We start from the raw sequence: 22,681 nt of genomic DNA on the forward strand, positions 1-22,681 counted from the left end.
TGTTGTCGGGATCATGGCTGCTTGGCTCCACTTCCCGATTGCTCAGCCCCCTGCGCCGGTGCCGGACCGGTCTGGCCCTTCTGGTCGCCCTCGCTGCTCATTCGCTTGGCGCGCCGTTCCTGCCCGTCCTTGGTTCCGTCCTTGGCTCCGTCCTTGGGCTGGCCGTCTTTGACCTGCCCGTCCTTCTGGCCGTCCTTTTTCTGCCCGTCAGGTGCACGCGTGCGTTTGCGCGGCGCGAGATCGGCCGATGGCGTCTGCTCGTCGCGGCCGACGACGACCTTGGAGCCGTCGGCCAAATTGGCAAAGCCCGTCGTCACGACCCGATCGTTCGGCGACAGGCCGCTGGCGATCACCGCGTCATGCTCGTTCTGCTGCGTCACCGTCACGGGTTTGGCCGAGACGACGTCGCCGTCGCCGATGACGTAGCTGAAGGTGCCGATCGGACCGCGCTGGACCGCCGATGTCGGCACCACCAGCGCCTGCATCAGGGTCTCGACCTTGAGGCGGACATTGACGAACTGGCCCGGCCAGAGCTGGTAATTGGCGTTGGGGAACTCGGCCTTGAGCTTGAGCGTGCCCGTGGTCGGGTCGACCTGGTTGTCGATGCCGGTCAGCTTGCCGGTGTCGATCACGGTGACGCCGTCATTGCCGAACACGTCGACTGCCAGCGTGCTCTTGGCGGCAGCGGCATTGACGCGCATGATCTGCTGCTGCGGCAGGCTGAACCACACCGCGATCGGCCGCAATTGCGTGATGACGACGAGGCCGGTGGTGTCGGCGGCGTGGATGATGTTGCCCTGGTCGACCTGGCGCAGGCCGGCGCGGCCCGAGAGCGGCGCCACGATCTTGGTGTAGCTCAACGTCGCCGCCGCATTGTCGATCAAGGCCTGGTCGGCCTTCACCAGCGCCTCGGTCTGTGCGACCGCGGCGCGCTGGGTGTCGGCCTGCTGCTTGGAGCCGGCATTGGAAGCGGCGAGCTGCTCGTAGCGCGTCAGGTCGATGCGCTGGTTGGCGAGCTGGGCCTCGTCCTGAGCCTTCTTGGCGACGGCCTGGTCATACGTCGCCTGGTAGAGCGCCGGGTCGATCTCACCGAGCACGTCGCCCTTCTTGACGTCCTGACCTTCGGTGAATTTCACCGCGATCAACTTGCCGTCGACCTGCGAGCGTACGGTCACGGTGTTGAGCGCGCGGATCGCGCCGACGCCGTCGAGATAGACCGGCACGTCCTGGATGCGCGGCGTCGCCGCCAGCACCGGCACCGGGAGATCCGGGCGCTGGTTGCGGCCGTTCGCCTGCTGCGGCTGCTGATGCCAGACGGTCCAGCCGAGATAGCCGAGGCCGCCGAGGATCGCGAGCGTGATCAGGGTCATGACGAAGCCGCGGCCGCGCGACTTCTTCGCCGTCGCCTCTTTCGCGCCTTGCTTCGTATCCGGCTTAAAGAGCATTGACCGGTTTCTCCATTCGCGGCTCCCAGCCGCCGCCGAGCGCCTGATACAGGCTGACGATGGCGAGAAGCCGTGCGAGTTGGGCCTGCCACAGCGCGTCTTCCGCCTGAAATAGTGTCTGCTGGACGTTCAGCACGGTCACGATGTCGGCGGTGCCGGCGCGCAATTGCTGCTCGGCAAGATCGAACGCGCGCTTCGACGAGGTAACGACATCGCGCTGCAATTGCAGCTTGATCGTGGTTTGCTTGATCGAGTACAGCGCATTGTCTACGTCGGCAAAGGACTGGACGATGGTCTTGCGGTAGGTCTGGAGCAATTCATCCTGCCGCGCCTTGGCGAATTCGAAATTGCCGAGGATCTTGCCACCGTCGAAGATCGGTTGCGTCGCGCTGCCGACGAGCTGGAAGAACGCAGCATGCGGCTGGAACAGCGACACCAGCGCCGAGCTCTGATAGCCACCATTGCCGGTGAGCTGGATGGTCGGAAAGAACTGCGCGCGGGCGTTGCCGATATTCGCGGTCGCCGAGGCAAGCTGCGCCTCCTGGCGGCGGATGTCGGGCCGCTGCGTCAAAATCTCCGACGGCAGGCCCGGCGTGACGCGCGGGATCGCGATGTTGTTCAGCGAGCCGCCGAGCACGCGCACGCTCTCCGGCGGCCGCGACACCAGTACGGCGAGCGCGTTGATGTTCTGGTCGAGCGTCTGCCGCAGCGGCGGCACCAGCGCCTTCTGGTTGGCGACCACGCTCTCCTGCTGGGCAACATCGAGGTCGGTCCCGGTGCCGGCCTTGCGGCGCTCGCGAATGGCATCAAGGATGCGCTGCGCGCTGGCGATGTTGTTCTGGGCGGTGCGTAGCCGATCCTGCGAGGCCAGCACCTGGAAATAGGCATTGGCGACGCCTGAAAGGGTCGTCAGCGCGACAACATCGCGATCGAAGCGGTTGGCATGCGCGGTCTCTTCCGCCGTTTGCAGCGCGTCGCGGTTCTGGCCCCAGAAATCGAGCTGGTAGCTCGCGCTGAGCGAAGCCTGGTAGTTGACGACCTCACGGCCGCCATTGGTGAGCCCGGAGGCCGAAGAGCCGGAGGTGCGCGAATAGGCCTCCTGTCCGGTGCCGGAAAGGCTCGGCAACAGCGCCGCGCCCGCCTGCCGCGCCTGGGCGTCAGCCTCCACAATGCGCGAGACGGCGGCGGCGATGTCGAGGTTGACGGTCTGCGCCTCTTCCATCAATTGCGTCAGCTCGGTGGAACGGAAGCCGCGCCACCAATCCAGCGTCGGCGGCGCGTCGGCCTTGCCCGCGTATTTGTACTGCGCGGGCACATCGAGCGCCGGATCAGGAAGGTCCTGGGTCAGGACGCACGCCCCCGAGCTTGCCGCAAGGCACAGCACGGCACCCCAGCGCGCCGCGCGCAGCGTCCGGAACGCAGACCCAAGTGATCGCCGCATGGCGACCGCCGGAACTCGCTGTGTCACATCCACCCCCTGCCGGGCAGACCGAACCGCCGCCGCGCAGCCGGATTAACCGATTCGCAGCAGGGCAGTCGGGGGGCTTTGGGTAACTCGTTCACAGCGCGATGCTTTCTGCGGAACCTGAATTCCATCCTAGCCGGGTGCGGAACTGCGGGACAGTCCCGCACCTGCGAAAGACACATCCGAGCGCGCCGGCCTCCGGACCGGTAAAATACAAAATGTGCCTGTCTCACAGGGTCTTTTTGAATTCCCGCGTCATTCCAAAGCGCGTTCAAGCTTACCAAGATTTCATGTGATATTGTGGCCACACCGGAAGCGAGACCAGCGAAGGCGACCCGCCCTCCACTGAAACCTGCGCCGCAACGCACCGTAGCTTGTCCAGCACGAGGCAGGGGCATTTACGCATGCGTATCGCGGTCATCGGGACGGGCATCGCCGGCAACGCGGCGGCCTGGACGCTTTCGCGGCGCTATCCGGTGACGGTCTATGACCGCGAGCTGCGCCCGGGCGGTCACAGCCATACCGTCACCATCGACTACCGGGGCACGCCGGTCGCGGTCGACATCGGCTTTATCGTCTACAACGAGCTGAACTATCCCGACCTGACGGCCATGTTTGAGCATCTCGGCGTCGAGACGGTGGCGAGCTGCATGAGCTTTGCCGTATCCGCCGACGGCGGCCGGTTCGAATGGCGCGGCGGCGGCAATGATTGGTGGGCGACGGCCGCAGGCCTGTTTGCGCAGCCCGGCAACCTTCTCTCCCCGTCTTATCTGCGGATGCTCGCAGGCATCCTCAAGTTTGGCCGGCAAAGCGTCGACGACCTGCGTAACGGCCGCCTCGCCGGACTGACGCTCGGAGACTATTTTCGGGAACGCCAATTGTCGCAGCGGCTGCTGACCGACTATCTCGCACCGATGGGCGCGGCGATCTGGTCGGCACCCGCAAGCGAGATGCTCGATTTCCCGGCCGAAAATTTCATTGCCTTCTTCGACAATCATCGCCTGCTGCACTACGACCGGCCGGTCTGGCGCGCGGTCAAGGGCGGAAGCCAGCGCTACGTCGAGCAGCTCCAGGCCGCGTTCAAGGACAGCATCCGGCTCGGCTGCGCCGTCACGTCGATCGAGCGCACGGCGCATGGCGTCGTCGTTCATGACAGCCATGGCCGGCACGAGACTTACGATCACGTCGTGATCGCGGCCCATAGCGATCAGGCGCTCGCCATGCTCGCGGACGCAGACGCGCGCGAGCGCGAAATTCTCGGCGCCATCGGCTATTCCCCGAACAAGGTCTATCTGCATCGCGACACCAGGCTGATGCCGAGGCGCCGCGGCGCCTGGGCGTCCTGGAATTTCCTGCGCTGGCAGCGCGAGGACCGCGCCACCAACGATGTTGCGGTGACCTACTGGATGAACCGGCTCCAGGGCATCGATCCCGACAAGCCGTTGTTCGTCAGCCTCAACCCGCCGTTCGAGCCTGCGCTGGAACTCACCTTCGGCCAGTATCTCTGCGAGCATCCGCAGTACAATGCGGCGGCCTTCGCCGCGCAGAAGCGGCTGGACGAAATCCAGGGGCAACGGCACACCTGGTTTTGCGGCGCCTGGACTGGCTATGGTTTTCACGAGGACGGCCTGCGTTCCGGTCTTGCCGTCGCCGAAGCGCTCGGCGCAGTCGCGCCGTGGCGCGAGGCGCCGGTCGAGCTGGCGGAGGCCGCGGAGTAGCGCGATGGCGACCACAGCCCTTCCCGCAACCGATGCTGCTTCGCTCTATTTCGGCGACGTCATGCACGCGCGGCTCAAACCGATCGGCCATCGCTTCAGCTACCGCGTCATGAGCCTGCTGATCGATCTAGACCGGCTCTGCGAAGCCGATCGGCAATCGACGCTGTTCGGCGTCAACCGCGCCGCGCTCTACAGTTTCCACGAGAAAGACCACGGCCCGCGCGACGGCTCATCGCTCAAGGCCTATGCGGAGCGATGCGCCGCCGCGCACGATATCGACCTTGCCGGCGGCCGGGTCGAGCTGCTCTGCTATCCCCGCCTGCTCGGCTACGGCTTCAATCCGCTCTCGGTGTATTTCTGCTATCGCGTCTGTGGCGAGTTGGCACTGGTGGTCTACGAGGTCCGCAACACCTTTGGGGACATTCATCCGTACGTCCTGCCGGTGCGGCCGGGCGAACTGAATGATTCCGGCCTGCGTCAGCAGCACGAAAAACTGTTCTACGTCTCGCCCTTCATGCCGATGGCCATGCGCTATCACTTCCGCCTTCTGCCGCCGTCCGACACGGTCAAGCTGCGCATCCTGGAGAGCGATCGTGAGGGTCCGCTGCTCGCGGCGACCTTCAGCGGCCGCCGCCGCGCGCTCACCTCCCATGCCCTGCTGCGATCGCTCGTCGCTCTGCCGCTCGTGAGTTTCAAGGTCATGTCGGCAATCCATTGGGAGGCGCTGCGGCTCTGGCTGAAAGGCGCACGGCTGGTGCCACCACCTGATGTCGCAGGCAAGCCTGGCGCCGAAACCACCTTGGCGGCCGGCGAAACGCCCACATATATTGTCCGTCGCTGACCGCATGCGGGGCGTGCTCGGAGCTGGCGAAATTGAGAGTCGGGCGCGCGTGGCTGGCGGTCGGACTGTACCTGTGCAGGTGATGGATCCGCCGATGCCGAATGTCGTCTCGGTGACGCCAGATAGTGTGGAGACGGCGTTCGCCGACTTGCCGCGCCTCGTCCGTCTTGCGATCACCTTCGGCTCGCGGCTGCGGCGCGGCACGCTGGACGTCACTCTGCCGGACGGTCGCATGATCAGGCTCGGCGGGCAGGAGCCGGGCCCGAACGCGGTGATGCGGCTGCACAATTACGGCTTCGCGACGCGCCTGATCAACGGCGGCGATATCGGGATCGCGGAGGCCTATCTCGCCGGCGACTGGGATACGCCGGACCTGACGCAGTTTCTCTACCTGTTCTGCGTCAACCACGATCTGATCCAGGCCATGCTGCGCGACAAGCCGCTGATGCGGTTCGTCCAGGTGGTGCAACACTGGTTCAACCGCAACACAAGGCGTCAGGCGCGGCGCAACATCCACGCCCATTACGACATCGGCAATGCGTTCTACTCGTCCTGGCTCGATCCCAGCATGACCTATTCGTCAGGTCTGTTTGATGAAAGCACCACCGACCTCGCAGCAGCCCAGACCAACAAATATCGCCGCCTCGCCGAGGCGCTCGACCTGAAGCCGGGCCAGACGCTGCTCGAGATTGGCTGCGGCTGGGGCGGCTTCGCCGAATTCGCCGCCAAGACATTTGACGCGCGCGTCGTCGGTTTGACCATCTCGACCGAGCAGCGCGATTTCGCGCAGAAGCGCATCCAAGAGGCGGGCCTGGCTGAGAAGGTCGAGATCCGCCTCCAGGACTATCGCGACGAACGCGATCGCTACGACCGGATCGCTTCCATCGAGATGATCGAGGCGGTCGGCGAGCAGTTCTGGCCGCGATATTTCGCACAGTTGCGTGACCGGCTGCTGCCGGGCGGGCTTGCCGGCATCCAGGCCATCACCATCCAGGACAGGCTGTTCCAGGGTTACCGGCGCGAGGTCGACTTCATCCAGCGCTACGTCTTTCCCGGCGGCATGCTGCCCTCGCCGGCCGTGCTCAAATCGCTCGGGGACCGGTTCGGCGTCCCCGTTATCCGCGAGCGCATCTTCGGGCAAGATTATGCCAAGACGCTTGCCACCTGGCGAAATAACTTCCGTAACGCCTGGCCGGGCCTCGTCCCGCTGGGCTTTGACGACCGCTTCCGGCGGCTCTGGGAGTATTATCTCGCCTATTGCGAGGCCGGTTTCCTGTCCGGGAATATCGACGTCCGGCACGTCATCTTCGCAAAGCAGCAATAAGAGTTTGCGGGGGCGGCTTGCAAGGGTCGCTTGTAAGGCTGGCGACCCTACTTTAGGGTCTGCGCGCACGTCATAACCAGCCGGTAATTGCCTGACATGACCATCAAAAATGACGTTGTCGAATCGATCGGCAACACCCCGCTCATCAAGCTGAAGCGCGCCTCGGAATTGACCGGCTGCACCATTCTCGGCAAGGCCGAGTTCATGAATCCCGGCCAGTCGGTCAAGGACCGCGCTGGCAAATGGATGATCCTGGAAGCCGAGAAGCGCGGCGAGTTGAAGCCCGGCGGGCTCGTTGTGGAAGCGACTGCCGGCAACACCGGCATCGGCCTTGCGGTCGTGGCGAGCGCGCGCGGTTACCGCACGCTGATCGTGATCCCGGAGACGCAGAGCCAGGAGAAGAAGGATTTTCTGAAGCTGTGCGGCGCCGAGCTGATCGAAGTGCCGGCATTGCCTTACGCCAATCCCAACAGCTACCAGCATGTCGGCCGCAGGCTCGCCGACGAGCTGCGCAAGACCGAGCCCAATGGCGTGCTGTTCGCCGACCAGTGGAATAACCTCGACAATGCCAAAGCGCATTACGAGTCCACGGGGCCTGAGATCTGGGAGCAGACCAGCGGCAAGGTCGACGGCTTCGTCTGCTCGGTCGGCAGCGGCGGGACGCTGGCCGGCGTCAGCCGCTATCTGAAAGAGAAGAACAAGAACGTCCGCATCGCCTGCGCCGATCCGCACGGCGCGGGCATGTTCGAATATTTCAGGACCGGCGACCCCAAAGCGACGCCGGGCGGCTCGATCACCGAGGGTATCGGCCTCAACCGGGCAACCGCGATCGTCGAGAGCGCAAAGGTCGATGACGCCTATCTCATTCCCGACACGGACGCCGTCACCGTGATCTTTGAGCTGCTCCAGCACGAGGGCCTGTGTCTCGGCGGCTCGACCGGGATCAACATCGCCGGCGCCATGCGCCTCGCCAAGCAGCTCGGGCCGGGGAAAACGATCGTCACCGTGCTCTGCGATTCCGGCAGCCGCTATCAGTCAAAACTGTTCAACGCCGATTTCATGCGGGCCAAGAACCTCCCCGTGCCGGAATGGCTGGAGAAGCGCAGCAACATCAAGCCGCCGTACGTCTAAGCCCGGAGCTTAGCTCCAGGTCGGACGCGGCGTGCCTTGCGACACGCGCGCCAGACGTGCACCCGAGAGCGACGGGGTGGCCGCGGTCTGGCTCGGCTGGCCGGGATTGCCGTAAGAGCCTTCGCTCCCGCCGCTCGGCCAGAACGTGAGAGCAAGCATCAGCCCGAGATTGATCAGTCCGCCGATCGTCGTACCCTGATGCTCCTGTCCGATGGCCCAGGCCGGAAACCGCGTCGCGACCACGTGATCGACGATCATGAGCGCGAACCATGCCGGGATCACGCAGACCGGATCCCAGCCGATGTCGCGGATGCGCATCGATTGCAAGGTGAAGGTCCCAAGCCCCAAGAAGGCAATTGCGGCGATGATCGCCCAGTTCGACATGAGGTCGTCCGGCCGGATCATGCTCGGCGAAGTGGTGCGCAGGACGGCCATCGCGATCGCAAAGCAGATCGCAGTCATCACGATCGCAAGCGCGACCGAGGCCAGGAAGAAATGCAAGCGCCCGAGGCGGGCATTGAGGCCGAACACGAAACCGAGCATTGACGTATCCCCTTTCGCGCACCATGCACGGAAAGAGCTTTCGGACGCGTGAAGCGGCGGGAAGTCGCAAGCGGCACGGTTTTTAGCCCGCGACGAAATTGCGTAGAATTTTAAGCTTCGGCGTCCTCGCAGCCCTGCGAAGCCGAGGCACAATAATCGCGCCAGAACTGGCTATAGCCTGCCTCCACCCTGCCCGCGTAGATCTCGACATTGCCGGCGGGCGAGCCTGCGATCTGAGCCGGCAACTGCGCGCGCAACTTCGCCAGATGAGCGGGCTGGTGATATTCGCTTCGGGAATACCGTGCGCCACAAATCGCGCTGGCCCGCGAAGAGTGTAACTGATTCGCAAGCCGGGCCGGCCGATCGGCTACAAAGCCGGGATGTCCCGGAGATCAGCGCAGGATCTGGCTCAGGAACAGCTTGGTGCGGGCGTGCTGCGGGCTGGCAAAGAACTCATGCGGCGTGTTGGCTTCAATGATCTGGCCGGCATCCATGAAGACGACGCGGTTGGCGACTTCCTTCGCAAAGCCCATCTCATGGGTGACGACCAGCATGGTCATGCCTTCCTTGGCGAGGTCGACCATGGTGTCGAGGACCTCCTTGACCATCTCGGGATCAAGCGCCGAGGTCGGCTCGTCGAACAGCATCACCTTCGGGTTCATCGTCAACGCACGTGCGATCGCAACGCGCTGCTGCTGGCCGCCGGACATCTGGCCCGGAAACTTGTTGGCCTGGTGCGGGATCTTGACCCGCTCCAGAAATTTCATCGCGGTCGCCTCGGCGTCCTTCTTGGGAATGTTGCGCACCCAGATCGGCGCCAGCGTGCAATTGTCCAGCACCGTCAGATGCGGGAACAGGTTAAAACTCTGGAACACCATGCCGACCTCACGGCGCACCGCGTCGACATGCTTGAGGTTCGGTCCGAGCTCGATGCCGTCGACGACAATCTCGCCCTCCTGGAATTCCTCCAGCGCATTGATGCAGCGGATCAGGGTCGACTTGCCGGAGCCCGAGGGACCACAGATCACGATACGCTCGCCCTTCTCGACCTCGAGGTCGACGTCGCGCAGCACGTGAAACTCGCCATACCATTTGTTGAGGCCGGAAATGTTGACGATGGGACTATTGGACATGGCGAGCTCGATCAGTTGCGGCGGTGGGCGTTGAGGCGGCGCTCGACGAAGAGCGAGTAGCGCGACATTCCAAAGCAGAACAGGAAATAGATGATGCCGGCGAAAGCGAAGCCGGTGAAAGCGGTCGAAGGCGTCGACCATTTCGGATCGGAGAACGATGCCCTGAGCGAGCCGAGCAGGTCGAACAGCGCCACGATCGAGACCAGCGAGGTGTCCTTGAACAGCGAGATGAAGCTGTTGACGAGGTTCGGAATGACATGACGGAGAGCCTGCGGCAGCACGATCAGCGAGGTCGTCTTCCACCACGAAAGCCCGAGCGCCGCCGCCGCCTCGCCCTGCCCGCGCGGGATCGCAGCGAGCCCGCCGCGAACGTTTTCGGCCTGGTAGGCGCCCGTGAACAGCGCAATGCCGATCAGGGCGCGCACGAGACCGTCGACCGAAAAATTGCCTGGCAGGAACAGCGGCAGCATGTAGGTCGCGAAGAACAGCACGGTGATCAGCGGCACGCCGCGCCAGAACTCGATGAAGGCGATCGAGAAGATCCGGATCAACGGGATTGAGGCTCGTCGCCCCAGCGCCAGTGCGATGCCGATCGGCAGCGAGGTGACGATGCCGGTGACGGAGACCACCAGCGTCACCAGCAAGCCGCCCCACAAATTCGTGGCGACGATCGGCAGGCCGCCGTGATCCAGCCCCATCAGCTTGATGACGATCGCGATAGCGACGAACGTGGCAATGCATGATGCGAGAGGCCGCCCGCCGCTGCGCATGCCGCCGGTGAGAAAGAAAGCGATCAGCGAAACAAAAGCCGTGGTGATGGCGAAGTCGACCCAAACCGACTGGCCCGTTGCCTGGATCTGGTCGCGCAGCCAGGTCAGCGGGAAGATCAGCCAATGGATCGCGGTGCCGACCAGTACGATGAGGTTGCCGATGGCCCACAGCAACGGAGCGATGGCCGATGTCTTGCTCAGATTGAGCAGGACCTGCCCGGCGCTCATGATGCTGTCGTCGAACAGTTGCAGCAGCCCGGCTGTCCAGCTCAAGCCGAAGCCGGTGATGCCGCCGCCAAGCAGCAGGAAGAATGCGATCACCGGAAACGCGAAGAAAAATAGGCCGGCGCTGAGCCCCTTCGCCGGCAGGCGCGGGATGAGCAGCGGCACCAGCAGAACGACCGCCAGGAAGAGCACGAGGTTGACCCGCCAGCGCTCGGCTTCGGGATAGAAACCGTAGATCAGCTGCGGGAGCTTTGCCTGGATGAAGGGCCAGCAGGCGCCGACGGTAAACCCGGTATTCTCGGCGAGGCAGGCCGTGCGATCCTTGCCGGTCCAGACCGCATCGACCATCAGGAACCTGACGGTCGGAATGATGGTGTACCAGAGCAGCAAGGCGCCCAGGATCGTCAGCAGGATGTTGGTCGGCGAATTGAACAGGCGGGTGCGCAGCAAGCCGATGAAGCCCGTGGTCTTTACCGGCGCGGGACGCTCGGCGACGAGGTCCTCACGGACGAAGGATGACGCGCTGATGTCGGTCATGCGCCAAGGCTCCGGCTGATGCGCCAACCATAGATGCTCATGACGCCGCTGGTGATGAGCGAGATCAGGAGATAGACGCCCATCGTCATGGCGATGATCTCGATCGCTTGCCCGGTCTGGCTCAGCGACGTGCCGGCGAACACCGACACCAGGTCAGGATAGCCGATCGCGACCGCCAGCGAAGAATTCTTGGTGAGGTTGAGGTACTGGTTGGTCAGCGGCGGCACGATGACGCGCATCGCCTGAGGCACGACGATCAGCCGCAGCGTGGTACCGCGGCTCAGGCCCAGCGACGATCCCGCCTCCATCTGTCCCGCGTGGACGGACAGAATGCCGGCGCGCACAATTTCCGCGATAAAGGCGGCGGTATAGGTCGACAGCGCCAGCGTCAGCGCCACGAACTCCGGAATGATGCGCGAGCCGCCGGCGAAATTAAAACCCTTGAGCTGCGGCAGCTCGACAGTGAAGGGCCGACCGAACACCAGCATCGTGACCAGCGGGAGCCCGACGACGAGGCCCAGCACATAAGGCCAGATCCGGATCACCCTGCCGTACTGAAACAGCGCCCGCCGCGCGTAGGTGCGCAGCGCCAGCGCGACCACGATGCCGATCGCCAGCACCACCAGGAACGGCTCGAGCCCAGCTTCGCCGATCGGGCTCGGAATAACCAATCCGCGATTGCTGATGAAGGCGAGGCCGAACAGCGAAATGCTCTGCCGCGGATTGGGCAGCGCCGCGAGCACGGCCAGGTACCAGAACAGGATCTGGAACAGGAGTGGCAAATTGCGGATGAGCTCGACATAGATCTCGCCGATGCGCGATAGCAGCCAATTGGGTGACAGCCGGCACAGCGCGACGACGAAGCCGATCAAGGTGGCGAAGACAATGCCCACCACCGAGACCACGAGCGTGTTCAGGAGCCCGACCACGAACACCCGCAGGAACGTGTCGGAGCCGGTGTAGGAGATCAGGGTCTGGTTGACGTCGAAGCCGGCGTTGTTTCGGAGGAAACCGAAGCCGGCGGCAATGTGCTGGTTCTCGAGGTTGGTACGAGCGTTGGAGATGATCTCGTAGGCGATCCAGCCGAGGACCGCCGCGAAGGCAAACTGGACGGCGACGCCGTTCCAGCCTGCCTTTCCACCCAGAATGCGCCTGATCTTCAGTGCGATCTGGAGCGGCGGTTTACGAGCTTCGGTGCTCATGGCCACTGGCCTGCGGATCGCGCGGGATCAGCGGATCGGCGGCGCGTACTGAAGACCACCCTTGTTCCAGAGATTGTTGAGGCCGCGATTGATGCCGAGCGGCGAGCCCGCGCCGACGTTGCGATCGAACACCTCGCCGTAATTGCCGACGGCCTTCACGATCCGGATCACCCAGTCCTTGGTCACTCCGAGCTGCTCGCCGAAATTGCCGTCGCTGCCGAGGACGCGTTTCAGCTCCGGATTCTCCAGCTTGGCTTTCTCGTCGACGTTCTTCGAGGTCACGCCGAGCTCCTCGGCGGTAATCATGGCAAACAGCGTCCATTTCACGAGGTCGAACCACTGGTCATCGCCGTGGCGCACCATCGGTCCGAGCGGCTCCTTCGAGATGATCTCCGGGAGCACCATGTGATCGTTGGGATTGGCAAGCTTCAGACGGTTGGCGTAGAGGCCGGACTGGTCGGTGGTGAAGACGTCGCAACGCCCGGCTTCATAGGCCTTGACCGTCTCGTCGTTGGTGCCGAATGCGATCACCTCGTACTTCATGTTGTTGGCCTTGAAGTAGTCGGCGAGATTCTGCTCGGTGGTGGTGCCGGTCTGCACGCAGACCGAGGCGCTGTTCAGCTCGAGGGCGGAATTCACCTTGAGCGACTTCTTCACCATGAAGCCCTGCCCGTCATAATAGGTCACGCCGGTGAAGTTGGCGCCGAGCGAGGTGTCGCGCGAGAGCGTCCAGGTGGTGTTGCGCGAGAGCACGTCGATCTCGCCGGATTGCAGCGCCGTGAAGCGATCCTTGGCCGAAGTCGGCACGAATTTGACCTTGGTCGGATCGTTGAAGATGGCGGCCGCAATAGCGCGGCAGACGTCGACGTCGAGCCCGGTCCAGTTGCCCTTGTCGTCGGGCGAGGAGAAGCCAGGCAGGCCCTGGCTGACGCCGCAGGACAGCACGCCCCGGTCCTTGACGGTCTTGAGCGTTTGCGCGTCGGCGGCTTGGGCAGAGAGGCCGGCGGCGAGAGCAAGAGTGAGAGCCAGGGTTACGCGTTTCATGGGTTGAAGGCCTTTCAAAGTCGTCTCAAGGTCAGGAATGTTGTCTCAGGATCGTCTCTGCCAGGGCAAATCCTACTAAGACTAGCCCTGCAAAAGTCATGCTGGAAAACCTTGCCGAACACCCGCCCATCCTTGAAAGGCCATACCTTAATCCCCGCCGCAGGCGCCCGGCCGTCATGGCTGTAGCGCAAGGTCCGGTCAGACGGTGGATCGAAGGTCGCGGCAGGCCCCTCAACATGCGGCGACTGAATAGCACCTGCGCATCACAGAACGACTGGCGAGCCGGGTCAAGGGGTTGACGGGACTCTTCTGTGTTCTGTTATTAACGTTCGCGGCCCCAGCCCGGCCCGCTGGCGCACTCCGCGCCTGGCAGAAACGCGGTTTTGAAAGCAGACGCATGGATTCCTCGCACCCCTCCCAGCAGCACGCCGAAACCCGGCTGGTCACCTCCGGCCGCGACACCAAGGCGCAGAAGGGGTTCGTCAACCCGCCCGTGTTCCACGGCTCGACCGTGCTCTATCCGACCGCCGAGGATTTGCACGCCCATCGCGGCGAGTTCACCTATGGCCGCCATGGCAGCCCCACCACCAAGGCGTTCCAGGAGACGCTGATGGCGCTGGAGGGGCCGCAATGCGCTGGCGTCGGCATCGTGCCGTCCGGCCTGTCGGCGATCTCGACCACCCTGCTCGCGGTGCTGAAGACCGGCGACCACATTCTGGTCTGCGACAATGTCTACCGGCCCTCGCGCAATTTCTGCAACGGCGTGCTCGCCCGCTTCGGCGTCGAGACCAGCTATTTCGATCCGATGATCGGCGCGGGCATCGACAAGCTGTTCAAGCCCAACACCCGCGCGGTGCTGGTCGAGGCGCCGGGCTCGCAATCCTTCGAGATGCCTGACATCCGCGCCATCGCCGAGGTCGCACATGCCCGCGACGCGCTCGTCATCGACGACAACACCTGGGCGACGCCGCTCTATCATCGCTCGCTCGAGCAGGGCGTCGACATCAGCATGATGGCTGCCACCAAATATATCGGCGGCCATTCCGATATCATGTTCGGCACGATTTCGGCCAACGCCAAGGCCTGGCCGCAAATTGCCGAAGGCATCCGCCTGCTCGGCGTCTGCGCCGGCCCTGATGACGTCTTCCTCGCGCTGCGCGGCCTGCGCACGCTATCGGTGCGGCTCGCACAGCATCATCGCTCCGGCCTCGACATGGCGCGCTGGCTGGCCAGCCGGCCCGAGGTCGCGCGCGTGCTGCATCCGGGCCTCGAGACCGATCCGGGCCATGCGATCTGGAAGCGCGACTTCACCGGCGCCTCGGGCCTGTTCAGTATCGTGATGAAGCCGGTGCCGCAGACGGCGGTCGACACCATGCTCAACTCACTCAAGCTGTTCGGCATGGGCTTCTCCTGGGGCGGTTTCGAGAGCCTCGCGATTCCCTTCGATTGCGACGGCTACCGCACCGCGACCAAGTGGGCGCCGGGCGGTCCGACTCTGCGTCTGCATATCGGGCTCGAGAGCGTCGACGATCTCAAGGCCGATCTCGATCGCGGCTTCGCTGCCCTCAAAGCGGCAATGTGAGCCTGCTGACAAGGCATCACGCCGCGGGAACGAGCACCGACGCAAACGTTAACGCCGACGCGCCAACAAAGGGTTGATCCGCCGGCATTTGGCGCTAGCCTCATCAATCGACTCTCATCCGGACGTGGAGCATGGGAACGTTGGTTCTGCTTGATCTGATGGGCGGCGTGGCGCTGTTGCTGTGGGGCCTGCATATGGTCCAGAGCGGCATCCTGCGCGCCTTTGGCCCCGACCTTCGGCGACTCCTCGGCCAGGCACTCGGCAACCGCTTAAGTGCATTTGCCGCCGGCCTCGGACTCACCGCGTTGCTCCAGAGCAGCACCGCGACCGCGCTGCTCACCAGCTCCTTCGCCGCAGGAGGCTTGCTCAGCCTCGTCGCCGCGCTCGCCATAATGCTCGGCGCCAATGTCGGCACCACGCTGATCGTCCAGGCGCTGTCGTTCAATATCGCGGCCGTCGCGCCCGTGTTGTTCGTGGTCGGACTCGTCGCCTTCCGGTCTGGCCCACGTTCCCGGATCAAGGATATCGGCCGTATCGCGATCGGCCTTGGATTGATGCTGCTGTCGCTGCACATCCTGCTCGACACGCTGGCGCCGGCGGAGAATGCGCCCGGCGTCCGCGTCGTGATGGCGGCTATCACCGGCGATCCCGTTCTGTGCATCGTCGTCGCGGCTCTCATCACTTGGGCGGTGCATTCGAGCGTTGCCAGCGTGCTCCTGATCATGTCGCTGGCCTATTCGCAGTTCATTACGCCCTACGCCGCTCTCGCACTGGTGCTCGGGGCCAATCTCGGCAGCGCCATCAACCCCGTGTTCGAGGGGGCCAGACGCGACGATCCCGCGAGCTATCGCCTGCCGGTCGGCAATCTCATCAATCGCGTCGTCGGAATTGCGCTCGTCCTGCCGTTCCTGAGCGTGATCGCCGAGCGCATGCATATCTGGCAGCCCGATCTCGCCAAGATGACCGCGGCCTTCCACATCGCCTTCAACGTCGGCACAGCCGTCCTCTTCATCGGCCTGCTCGACACCATGTCGCGCCTGTTGACGTGGCTACTGCCAGATCGCGTGCAGGAGGCCGACCCGGCCCGGCCGCGCTATCTCGACGAGACCGCGCTGGAGACGCCGTCACTGGCGCTCGCCGACGCCGCCCGCGAGGCTCTGCGCATGGGCGATCTCGTCGAGGTCATGCTGCGCAAGGTGATGGCGGCGATGATGACGGGCGACCGCACGCTGGTCGACCAGGTCTCGAAGATGGACAATGTCGTCGACAGTCTCGACGAGGCGATCAAGCTTTACTTGACGAAACTGACACGCGGCAGCCTCGACGAGAGCGAGGGACGGCGAGCGATGGAGATCATCTCCTTTGCCATCAATCTCGAGCATATCGGCGACATCATCGACAAGAATCTGAGCGAGCTTGCGACCAAGAAGATCAAGCGGCGCTTCCAATTCTCGCCCGAGGGGTCCGAGGAGCTCGCCGCTTTCCACAAGCGTACCATGGAGTCGCTCCGCATTGCCTTTGGCGTGTTCATGTCGGGCGATGCCAACGAGGCTCGCAAGCTGCTGGTGGAGAAGACGGCGCTGAAGAACACCGAGCTCGCCGCCGTCGAGCGCCATCTCGACCGCCTGCGCGAGGGCCGGCCAGAGACCATCGAGACCACGTCGCTACATCTGGACGTGCTGCGTGACCTGCGCCGCATCCATTCGCATATCTGCTCGGTCGCCTATCCCGTGCTGGATGCGGCCGGTGAGGCCTATCGCAGGAGCGAGGCGGATGCGGCCGCCCTGCCCGCGGCAGGCGCGGCGTCGGCCTTGCCGCGCTGATCTTGAATCGGCCTCAGTTATCCAGCGTCTTCGATGCGCTGCCGCGGTTCTTCACGATCAACATAATGTTGCGCAGATAAATGATGGTCGCAAACAGCTGCCCCATGATGATGACAGGCTCACGCTTTACGACGCCGTAGATCAGTGTCATCAGGCCGCCGCCCATCGAGCAGAACCAGAACGCAATCGGCACCACGCTGTTTCCGGCGCGTTCGCTCGCGATCCACTGCACCAGGAAGCGCGCGGTGAAGAACAGTTGCGCGATCAGGCCGAACGCCAGCCAGAAGTCGAATTTGGCCACGAAGACGTCGTAGAAATAGTTGCTCAGCGCCTGGCCGTATTGAATGATCACGCGTTCACCTCAGTCACTTCTGGTGTCGGCTTCTTACGGCGGATCAGCCACCACACGCCGGCAAGATCCATGATTCCGATCCACAGCCGGTCGAAGAAACCGTAATTTGACACGCCGGAATGGCGCGGCCGGTCGATCACATCGACATAGGCGATCTCGTAGCCCTCGCGGCGCACCAGCGCCGGCAGGAAGCGATGCAGGCCGTCGAAATAGGGCATCATCAGGAAGACGTCGCGCCGGAACGCCTTCAGCCCGCAGCCGGTATCGCGCGTGCCGTCCTTCAGGATCGACCCGCGCACGCCGTTGGCGATGCGCGACTGGAATTTCTTGAAACCGGTGTCCTTGCGTCCGACCCGCTGGCCGGCGGCGAGCCCGACCCGCGCGCCCTTCTCGACCGCCGCGATCAGGTCCGGCAGGAAGGCGGGATTGTTCTGGCCATCGCCGTCGAGCGTCGCGACGATCGCGCCACGCGCCGCGCGCACGCCGCTGCGCACGGCCGCCGACTGGCCGGTCGATTTGGCGTGGCGAAGCTGCCGCAGATTGTCCCGCTGCGCCATGATGGCGGCCAGCCGCTCGCCGGTCGCGTCCGTCGAGCCGTCATTGACGTAGATGATCTCGTAGGGCCAGCGGCCGTCGAGCGCCGCGCTGATCTCAGCAATCAGCGGCGCGATGTTGTCGGCTTCATTGCGCACGGGGACGACGATGGAAACCGAAGGCTGGGACGACGACAAATGAGGCTCGTGGTTGGAATTGGCTTGGCTCGGGGAACCGGCGCCCCCGGCAGGCAGCCGCTTTTATGGGGCGGATGCCCCGCGGGCAACCCTTTTGAGGCGGCCACCGATCGGTCCGGGAAGGGCCACAATGGTGCCGTCGGCGCGGATGGCAAAGCCGAGCCTGCGGGCCGCAAACCAGTAGCGGACCGCCATGGCGCCCACCATGCCGACCAGGGCGCCGGCCGTGACGTCACTCGGGTGGTGCGCCAGCAACACCAGACGCGTCAGGATGATCACAATCGCGTAGGTGAACATGAACACGCGCAGACGCGGCCACAACGCCGAGACCGCAAACGCCAGCGCGAACGCGGTGATTGCATGGCCTGACGGCAGGCTCGCATAGGCTCCCGTTCCCTCAAACGGGATGAAGTTGAACGGATCAGCCTTGCCGCCGACGAAGGGCCGGCCCCGACCGATCAGATATTTCAGGACATCTCCGGCGAACGTCGACAGGGCAACAGAAAAAAACAGGAACTGGAGCCGCGTGCCTAAGCCCAACAGCAGCACGCGGCGGGTGCCGTGAAGCCCGGCCGCAACGAGCGCCACGACAACCAGCGCAACTCCCAGCACCAAGAGCACATTCTCGTCCTTGCCGAAATCGGTGAGGATGCGGATCGGCCACAGGCCAGGCGTGCCGCGCGCGGGCATCAACTGGATCTCGGTCAGATCAAAGGCGAGCATGAGCGTGATGACCAACGCCGCCCCAGCCGCACTGAGCCACAGCGAGTGCCGCGCCAGCTTTCGCGCGGCCTCGGCGCGGCGCGAATGCGAGGGCGTGTGCACGAGCTGAGCCAGCGCACCGCCAAAGATCGCGAGCAGTTGCGCGGGATAGCTCGCGCGCGGCGCAATGTTGGTGGAGGCCGACATCCTACTCGGTGCCTTCAGAGCGGAAGATCGAGATCGAGATCGCGCGTCCCTGCGAGAAATTATAGCCGTCGATACGCGCACCGACCTTGTAGCGCAGCCCGGTCGCTTCGGCGCGCTGCACGAAGCTGCGCTCCGAGCGCTGCTCGATCAGCGCGAACCGGCAGCTCCCCTGCCGCAGGAAGTCTGCAGCGCCGGAGCCATCCGTGAGCAGCGTCGAGGTGCCCGTCAGGAAGACGAGGCTTGGCTCGTGATAGCCGGCCGAGGCTGCTTTGGGCCCGACGCAGGTAACACTGCGCAAAGCGCGTGCGATTTCGATGCTCGGAAACACCGGCGTCAGCGACGGCAGCACGATGCCGTAGACCACGACCGCGAGCATCAGGGCTGCGACCAGCGCGTTGAGCACCGAGCGCTCGGCGCGGTTGTTGTCGTAGAGCCACCAGGCGAACAAGCCAAAGATCAGCGAGGCCGCGATGAACGGCCAGGCCACGAAGGCTGGCTGCCGCGTCAGCATGACCGCGCCGACCACCGCAATGATCGAGCCGAGTGCGGGGATCGCGAACCACCAGGCCGAACCGCGCATCAGCCAGGAGCGCGACAGCACACGCCGCTCCAGCGCGCCGACGGTGAGGATCGCGATCGCAGGGTACAGCGGCAGCACGTAATGCGGCAGCTTGGTGAGCACCGCCTCGAACACGATCCAGGACGGGATCAGCCAGGCCAGCAGGAACTGCGCGCCCGGCTCGCGCCGCGCCCGCCACACCGCAGGCGCAGCCATCGCCGCCAGCGGCGCGCCCGGCCAGAAGGTGATCCAGAACAGCGCCAGGTAAACACCGGGCGGAGCGCCATGGGACTCCTGCGCGCCGATCTTGCTCAGCATGTCGCCGCCGACGGAATCGGCGAAGAACGCATCGCCCGCGCGCCAGAAAATCGCGATGAACCAGGGCAGCACCAGCACCAGCATCCACATCAGGCCCCAGACCGGGCGCAGCTTCCACAGCCATGAGGCATCGCGGTCCTGGATCGCGAGCACGACCACGGTGAGCCCTGCGAACATCAGGATCAGCGGGCCCTTGATCAGGATGCCGACGGCAAGCGCGGTCCAGAAGATCGCGGGCCAGCTCCAGGGCGGATGCGTTTCGTCCTCGGCGCGCTGCCAGGACAGATAGGCCCGCGACATCGCGCCCATCGCGGCAACGACGCAAAACAGCAGCATCGCGTCGGTTTTCGCGAGCCGTGCCTCGACACCAAGCAGCACGGAGGCGCACATCAGCAGTGCGGCCAGCACTGCCGCGCGCCGCGTGACGAAGCCGAGCGCTGTCCAATAGGTCATGAGCACGGCGCCGATTGCGCCGATCAGCGACGGCAGCCGATAGACCCAGATTCGCAGTTCGGCCTTCGGCAACTTGAGTGCCGTTGCGATTTCGACAGCGGCGGATTGCAACCAGTAGATGCCGACCGGCTTCTTGTAGCGGACGTCTTCCTGGAAACGGATATCGACATAGTCGCCGCTCTCGACCATCTGCTTGGTGGCCTGCGCAAAGCGCGCCTCGTCGCGGTCGACCGGCGGGATGGTGAAGAAGCCGGGCAGAAACAGCAGCAGCGCACACAGCACGAGAAAAGCGACCGCACGGGCGTGGCTGGCGGTGGCGTAGTCGAGCATCAGCACGAGCCGGCTGCCCGGATTCACCGGCGTTTTCGGCTCTCGCGGCGCGCCAAAACGGGGGCTGGGATAGGTCTCGGCCATTGGTTCCGCTTACGCTGAAACCGCCATCGCCACAACCGCTTAAGGCAAGGTCATTGAATTCGAATGACAACTGTGTCCGCGGCGCCCGTGGCATCGATGATGGTGAGCCGGGCAAAGCCTGGACCGGGCGGATCGATCAGGCGCTGGCGCCGGCCGTCGATCTCGCCGAGGGCCGTACCGTTGACTATGACAGTCATCGGCAAGACCCCGCCCGCGACCTTCACGGGCATGGCAGCGGCCTCCGGCCCGCCGGAGCGGTCGACATCGATCCGGGAGCCGTTCAGCGGGAACTGGATATGGGGCGCCTGCTCACCCCCGGTCCGGACGAGTTCCCCGACCGGGCGGAACCGCTTCAACGGCAACGGCAGTTTGGCGTTGCTCGCAACCAGGGTTCCCTTCGGCGGCTTCGGCAACGGCGTCAGCGTCTTGCCGGTCCGGGCGAAGGCGTCGAACAGGATGGGGGCTGCGGCCACACGGCCGATCAGGCCGGGAACCGGGGCACCATCGGGCCGGCCGACCCAGACGCCGATGGTCATGCGGCCGTCGAACCCGACCGACCAGGCATCGCGATAGCCGTAAGAGGTGCCGGTCTTGAAGGCGATACGATTGTGGGGGGCGTTTTCCGGCGGCGGCGTTCCCAGCAGCACGTTGCCGACCTGCCAGGCCGCGACCTGATCCAGCAGCCGCAGCGGTTCGCGGTCATCCTTGCCGGCCATGACCTCGCGCAGCGGCTTGGTGGTGCCGAGCCGGGCAAAGCCCGTATAGAGTTGAACGAGGTCCTGCAGCGTCACGCCGACGCCGCCGAGGCCCATGGCGAGGCCCGGCGCTTCGTCTTTGGGCAGAACCAGATTGCCACCGGCCTGCCGCAGCCGCGACGATAGCCGGCTCGCGCCGACGCGGTCGAGCAGCACGATGGCCGGCACATTCAGCGACAATTGCAGCGCCTTCTTCACGGGCACCGTGCCCTGGAAGGTCATGTCGAAATTCTCCGGAGCATATGAGCCGAAGCGGACCGGGCGGTCGTCGATCAGACTGTCGGGATGGACAAAACCATCCTCGAAGGCGAGGCCGTAGATGAACGGCTTGAGCGTCGATCCCGGCGAGCGGATGGCGCGGGTCATGTCGACCTGCCCTGCCCGGCTGTCGTCGAAATAATCCGCCGAGCCGACGCGAGCGAGCACGTCGCCGCTGTCATTGTCGACGACGATGATGCCGACCGAGATGTTCGGCCCGAGCGCAATGGCGCGGTCGCGCGCCAAGGGCTCCAGCACCTTCTGGAGATTGGAATCCAGCGTCAGCTTGATGACCGGCGTATTCTTGACCGTCGCGAGCGCGCTGTCAGAAGCATGCGGGGCCAGGATCGGCATCGGCTTGCGCAGCTTTGACAGCGGGACGGCCTTGGCCTGACTGGCGTCGTCCGCGTTGACCACATGCTCCTCGACCATGCGGTTCAGCACGCGGTCGCGAGCCTTGCGCGCCGCATCGGGATAGCGATCGAGCCTGCGCGTCTCCGGCGATTGCGGCAGCGCCACCAGCAGCGCGGCCTCGGCCAGAGACAGCCGCTTCGGTTCCTTGCCGAGATAGGCGATCGAGGCTGCACGGATGCCTTCGAGATTGCCGCCATAAGGCGCGAGCGCGAGATAGAGGTCGAGGATCTGGCTCTTGCTCAAGCTGCGCTCGATCTCGATCGCACGCACCATCTGCCGCAGCTTCGCATAAAGCGAGCGTTGCCGCCGCGGCTCCATCAGCCGCGCAAGCTGCATCGTGATGGTCGAGCCGCCCGACACGATATGCCCGCGCGTCGTGAGCTGTAACGCGGCGCGGCCAAGCGCCAGAGAATCGATGCCGTCATGGGCGTAGAAGCGCTGGTCCTCATAGGCGAGCAGCAGCTTTAGATAGGTCGGATCGACGTTGGCCTTGGCATCGACCGGCAGCCGCCAGCGGCCGTCGGCCATGGCGTAGGCACGGAGCAGTTTTCCATTGCGGTCGACGACGGTGGTGGAGACCGCGCGCGACTCGTCGAACGGCAGCGGGCCGAGGGAATAGACCCAGCCGACGAAGCCGACGACGGCGAGGATGAAGGCGAACGCGGCGGCCGAAAGGGCACGCATAACACCGCGCCGCCCTGCTCTACCGCCGTCCTTGTTTAGCTCGCTCATCCC

At 64.6% G+C, this 22,681-nt stretch carries 18 protein-coding genes; 6 read left to right on the forward strand and 12 right to left on the reverse strand.

The genetic code is table 11. From position 1 onward, the window contains the following. Positions 1 to 11: 11 nt before the first annotated feature. Together ACPPVR_RS23115 and ACPPVR_RS23120 are read right to left on the reverse strand one after the other, a co-directional pair. Complete coding sequence (locus tag ACPPVR_RS23115) at positions 12 to 1,445, reverse strand: efflux RND transporter periplasmic adaptor subunit (RefSeq protein ID WP_426608884.1); 1,434 nt, start codon at positions 1,443 to 1,445, stop codon at positions 12 to 14. Further along, positions 1,435 to 2,886, reverse strand: coding sequence for an efflux transporter outer membrane subunit (locus tag ACPPVR_RS23120; RefSeq protein WP_426608885.1), 1,452 nt, complete (start codon positions 2,884 to 2,886; stop codon positions 1,435 to 1,437). Before ACPPVR_RS23120 ends, ACPPVR_RS23115 begins: the two co-directional genes overlap by 11 nt. A 428-nt stretch (positions 2,887 to 3,314) precedes the next feature. On the opposite strand from ACPPVR_RS23120, the gene ACPPVR_RS23125 reads away from it, so the two are divergent. The 4 genes from ACPPVR_RS23125 to ACPPVR_RS23140 all read left to right on the forward strand — a co-directional run bounded on the left by ACPPVR_RS23125 (position 3,315) and on the right by ACPPVR_RS23140 (position 7,924). Then, complete coding sequence (locus ACPPVR_RS23125; protein WP_426608886.1) at positions 3,315 to 4,628, forward strand: NAD(P)/FAD-dependent oxidoreductase; 1,314 nt, start codon at positions 3,315 to 3,317, stop codon at positions 4,626 to 4,628. A gap of 4 nt (positions 4,629 to 4,632) precedes the next feature. Further along, a complete protein-coding gene (locus ACPPVR_RS23130) occupies positions 4,633 to 5,469 on the forward strand; it encodes a DUF1365 domain-containing protein (protein ID WP_426608887.1) in 837 nt (278 codons plus the stop codon). A 94-nt stretch (positions 5,470 to 5,563) separates the two neighbouring features. Further along, positions 5,564 to 6,793, forward strand: coding sequence for a class I SAM-dependent methyltransferase (locus tag ACPPVR_RS23135; RefSeq protein WP_426608888.1), 1,230 nt, complete (start codon positions 5,564 to 5,566; stop codon positions 6,791 to 6,793). Positions 6,794 to 6,889: 96 nt separating this feature from the next. Continuing rightward, the gene (locus ACPPVR_RS23140) at positions 6,890 to 7,924 is read left to right on the forward strand and encodes a cysteine synthase A (RefSeq protein ID WP_426608889.1); all 1,035 of its coding nucleotides are present in this window, start codon (positions 6,890 to 6,892) and stop codon (positions 7,922 to 7,924) included. A gap of 9 nt (positions 7,925 to 7,933) precedes the next feature. Here the strand turns inward: ACPPVR_RS23140 and ACPPVR_RS23145 are convergent, their stop codons facing one another. From ACPPVR_RS23145 to ACPPVR_RS23165, 5 genes are all read right to left on the reverse strand, one after another. After that, positions 7,934 to 8,467, reverse strand: coding sequence for a DUF805 domain-containing protein (locus ACPPVR_RS23145; RefSeq protein ID WP_426608890.1), 534 nt, complete (start codon positions 8,465 to 8,467; stop codon positions 7,934 to 7,936). Positions 8,468 to 8,859: 392 nt separating this feature from the next. Next, positions 8,860 to 9,600, reverse strand: a complete 741-nt coding sequence (locus tag ACPPVR_RS23150; RefSeq protein ID WP_426608891.1) for an amino acid ABC transporter ATP-binding protein — start codon at positions 9,598 to 9,600, stop codon at positions 8,860 to 8,862. 11 nt (positions 9,601 to 9,611) lie between these two features. Next, the gene (locus tag ACPPVR_RS23155; RefSeq protein ID WP_426608892.1) at positions 9,612 to 11,132 is read right to left on the reverse strand and encodes an amino acid ABC transporter permease; all 1,521 of its coding nucleotides are present in this window, start codon (positions 11,130 to 11,132) and stop codon (positions 9,612 to 9,614) included. Beyond that, positions 11,129 to 12,334, reverse strand: coding sequence for an amino acid ABC transporter permease (locus ACPPVR_RS23160; protein ID WP_426608893.1), 1,206 nt, complete (start codon positions 12,332 to 12,334; stop codon positions 11,129 to 11,131). Before ACPPVR_RS23160 ends, ACPPVR_RS23155 begins: the two co-directional genes overlap by 4 nt. Positions 12,335 to 12,361: 27 nt before the next feature. Then, positions 12,362 to 13,378, reverse strand: a complete 1,017-nt coding sequence (locus ACPPVR_RS23165; protein ID WP_426608894.1) for an amino acid ABC transporter substrate-binding protein — start codon at positions 13,376 to 13,378, stop codon at positions 12,362 to 12,364. Between the two features lie 397 nt (positions 13,379 to 13,775). Between ACPPVR_RS23165 and metC the strand changes: the two genes are divergently transcribed. Together metC and ACPPVR_RS23175 are read left to right on the forward strand one after the other, a co-directional pair. Further along, a complete protein-coding gene (metC, locus tag ACPPVR_RS23170) occupies positions 13,776 to 14,960 on the forward strand; it encodes a cystathionine beta-lyase (RefSeq protein ID WP_426608895.1) in 1,185 nt (394 codons plus the stop codon). Positions 14,961 to 15,091: 131 nt separating this feature from the next. After that, the gene (locus ACPPVR_RS23175) at positions 15,092 to 16,783 is read left to right on the forward strand and encodes a Na/Pi cotransporter family protein (protein WP_426608896.1); all 1,692 of its coding nucleotides are present in this window, start codon (positions 15,092 to 15,094) and stop codon (positions 16,781 to 16,783) included. A gap of 13 nt (positions 16,784 to 16,796) precedes the next feature. Here the strand turns inward: ACPPVR_RS23175 and ACPPVR_RS23180 are convergent, their stop codons facing one another. The 5 genes from ACPPVR_RS23180 to pbpC all read right to left on the reverse strand — a co-directional run bounded on the left by ACPPVR_RS23180 (position 16,797) and on the right by pbpC (position 22,678). Beyond that, entirely contained in the window at positions 16,797 to 17,135 is a 339-nt protein-coding gene (locus ACPPVR_RS23180; protein ID WP_426608897.1) for a lipid-A-disaccharide synthase N-terminal domain-containing protein, read from the reverse strand. Continuing rightward, positions 17,132 to 17,866: a glycosyltransferase family 2 protein gene (locus tag ACPPVR_RS23185; protein ID WP_426608898.1), complete on the reverse strand. Its 735-nt coding sequence runs from the start codon at positions 17,864 to 17,866 to the stop codon at positions 17,132 to 17,134. The genes ACPPVR_RS23180 and ACPPVR_RS23185 overlap by 4 nt, the downstream gene beginning before the upstream one ends. A 63-nt stretch (positions 17,867 to 17,929) precedes the next feature. After that, positions 17,930 to 18,775, reverse strand: coding sequence for a phosphatase PAP2 family protein (locus ACPPVR_RS23190; protein WP_426608899.1), 846 nt, complete (start codon positions 18,773 to 18,775; stop codon positions 17,930 to 17,932). A gap of 1 nt (position 18,776) precedes the next feature. Further along, positions 18,777 to 20,519 carry an ArnT family glycosyltransferase gene (locus tag ACPPVR_RS23195; RefSeq protein ID WP_426608900.1) on the reverse strand — a complete coding sequence of 581 codons (1,743 nt, stop codon included), beginning with the start codon at positions 20,517 to 20,519 and terminating at the stop codon, positions 18,777 to 18,779. A gap of 50 nt (positions 20,520 to 20,569) precedes the next feature. Next, positions 20,570 to 22,678 carry a penicillin-binding protein 1C gene (gene pbpC / locus ACPPVR_RS23200; protein WP_426608901.1) on the reverse strand — a complete coding sequence of 703 codons (2,109 nt, stop codon included), beginning with the start codon at positions 22,676 to 22,678 and terminating at the stop codon, positions 20,570 to 20,572. Between the last annotated feature and the right edge of the window lie 3 nt (positions 22,679 to 22,681).

It is taken from the genome of Bradyrhizobium sp. McL0616 (assembly GCF_049993385.1).
In the GTDB taxonomy this organism is placed as follows: domain Bacteria; phylum Pseudomonadota; class Alphaproteobacteria; order Rhizobiales; family Xanthobacteraceae; genus Bradyrhizobium.

Excerpts from the sequence above, each read along its gene's own strand:
- ACPPVR_RS23190 (WP_426608899.1), bottom strand. The coding sequence starts at position 18,775 with ATGTCGGCCTCCACCAACATTGCGCCGCGCGCGAGCTATCCCGCGCAA.
- ACPPVR_RS23135 (WP_426608888.1), top strand. The coding sequence starts at position 5,564 with ATGCCGAATGTCGTCTCGGTGACGCCAGATAGTGTGGAGACGGCGTTC.
- ACPPVR_RS23145 (WP_426608890.1), bottom strand. The coding sequence starts at position 8,467 with ATGCTCGGTTTCGTGTTCGGCCTCAATGCCCGCCTCGGGCGCTTGCAT.
- ACPPVR_RS23115 (WP_426608884.1), bottom strand. The coding sequence starts at position 1,445 with ATGCTCTTTAAGCCGGATACGAAGCAAGGCGCGAAAGAGGCGACGGCG.
- metC (WP_426608895.1), top strand. The coding sequence starts at position 13,776 with ATGGATTCCTCGCACCCCTCCCAGCAGCACGCCGAAACCCGGCTGGTC.
- ACPPVR_RS23150 (WP_426608891.1), bottom strand. The coding sequence starts at position 9,600 with ATGTCCAATAGTCCCATCGTCAACATTTCCGGCCTCAACAAATGGTAT.
- pbpC (WP_426608901.1), bottom strand. The coding sequence starts at position 22,678 with ATGAGCGAGCTAAACAAGGACGGCGGTAGAGCAGGGCGGCGCGGTGTT.
- ACPPVR_RS23155 (WP_426608892.1), bottom strand. The coding sequence starts at position 11,132 with ATGACCGACATCAGCGCGTCATCCTTCGTCCGTGAGGACCTCGTCGCC.
- ACPPVR_RS23175 (WP_426608896.1), top strand. The coding sequence starts at position 15,092 with ATGGGAACGTTGGTTCTGCTTGATCTGATGGGCGGCGTGGCGCTGTTG.
- ACPPVR_RS23160 (WP_426608893.1), bottom strand. The coding sequence starts at position 12,334 with ATGAGCACCGAAGCTCGTAAACCGCCGCTCCAGATCGCACTGAAGATC.
- ACPPVR_RS23140 (WP_426608889.1), top strand. The coding sequence starts at position 6,890 with ATGACCATCAAAAATGACGTTGTCGAATCGATCGGCAACACCCCGCTC.
- ACPPVR_RS23165 (WP_426608894.1), bottom strand. The coding sequence starts at position 13,378 with ATGAAACGCGTAACCCTGGCTCTCACTCTTGCTCTCGCCGCCGGCCTC.
- ACPPVR_RS23195 (WP_426608900.1), bottom strand. The coding sequence starts at position 20,519 with ATGGCCGAGACCTATCCCAGCCCCCGTTTTGGCGCGCCGCGAGAGCCG.
- ACPPVR_RS23120 (WP_426608885.1), bottom strand. The coding sequence starts at position 2,886 with ATGCGGCGATCACTTGGGTCTGCGTTCCGGACGCTGCGCGCGGCGCGC.
- ACPPVR_RS23125 (WP_426608886.1), top strand. The coding sequence starts at position 3,315 with ATGCGTATCGCGGTCATCGGGACGGGCATCGCCGGCAACGCGGCGGCC.
- ACPPVR_RS23130 (WP_426608887.1), top strand. The coding sequence starts at position 4,633 with ATGGCGACCACAGCCCTTCCCGCAACCGATGCTGCTTCGCTCTATTTC.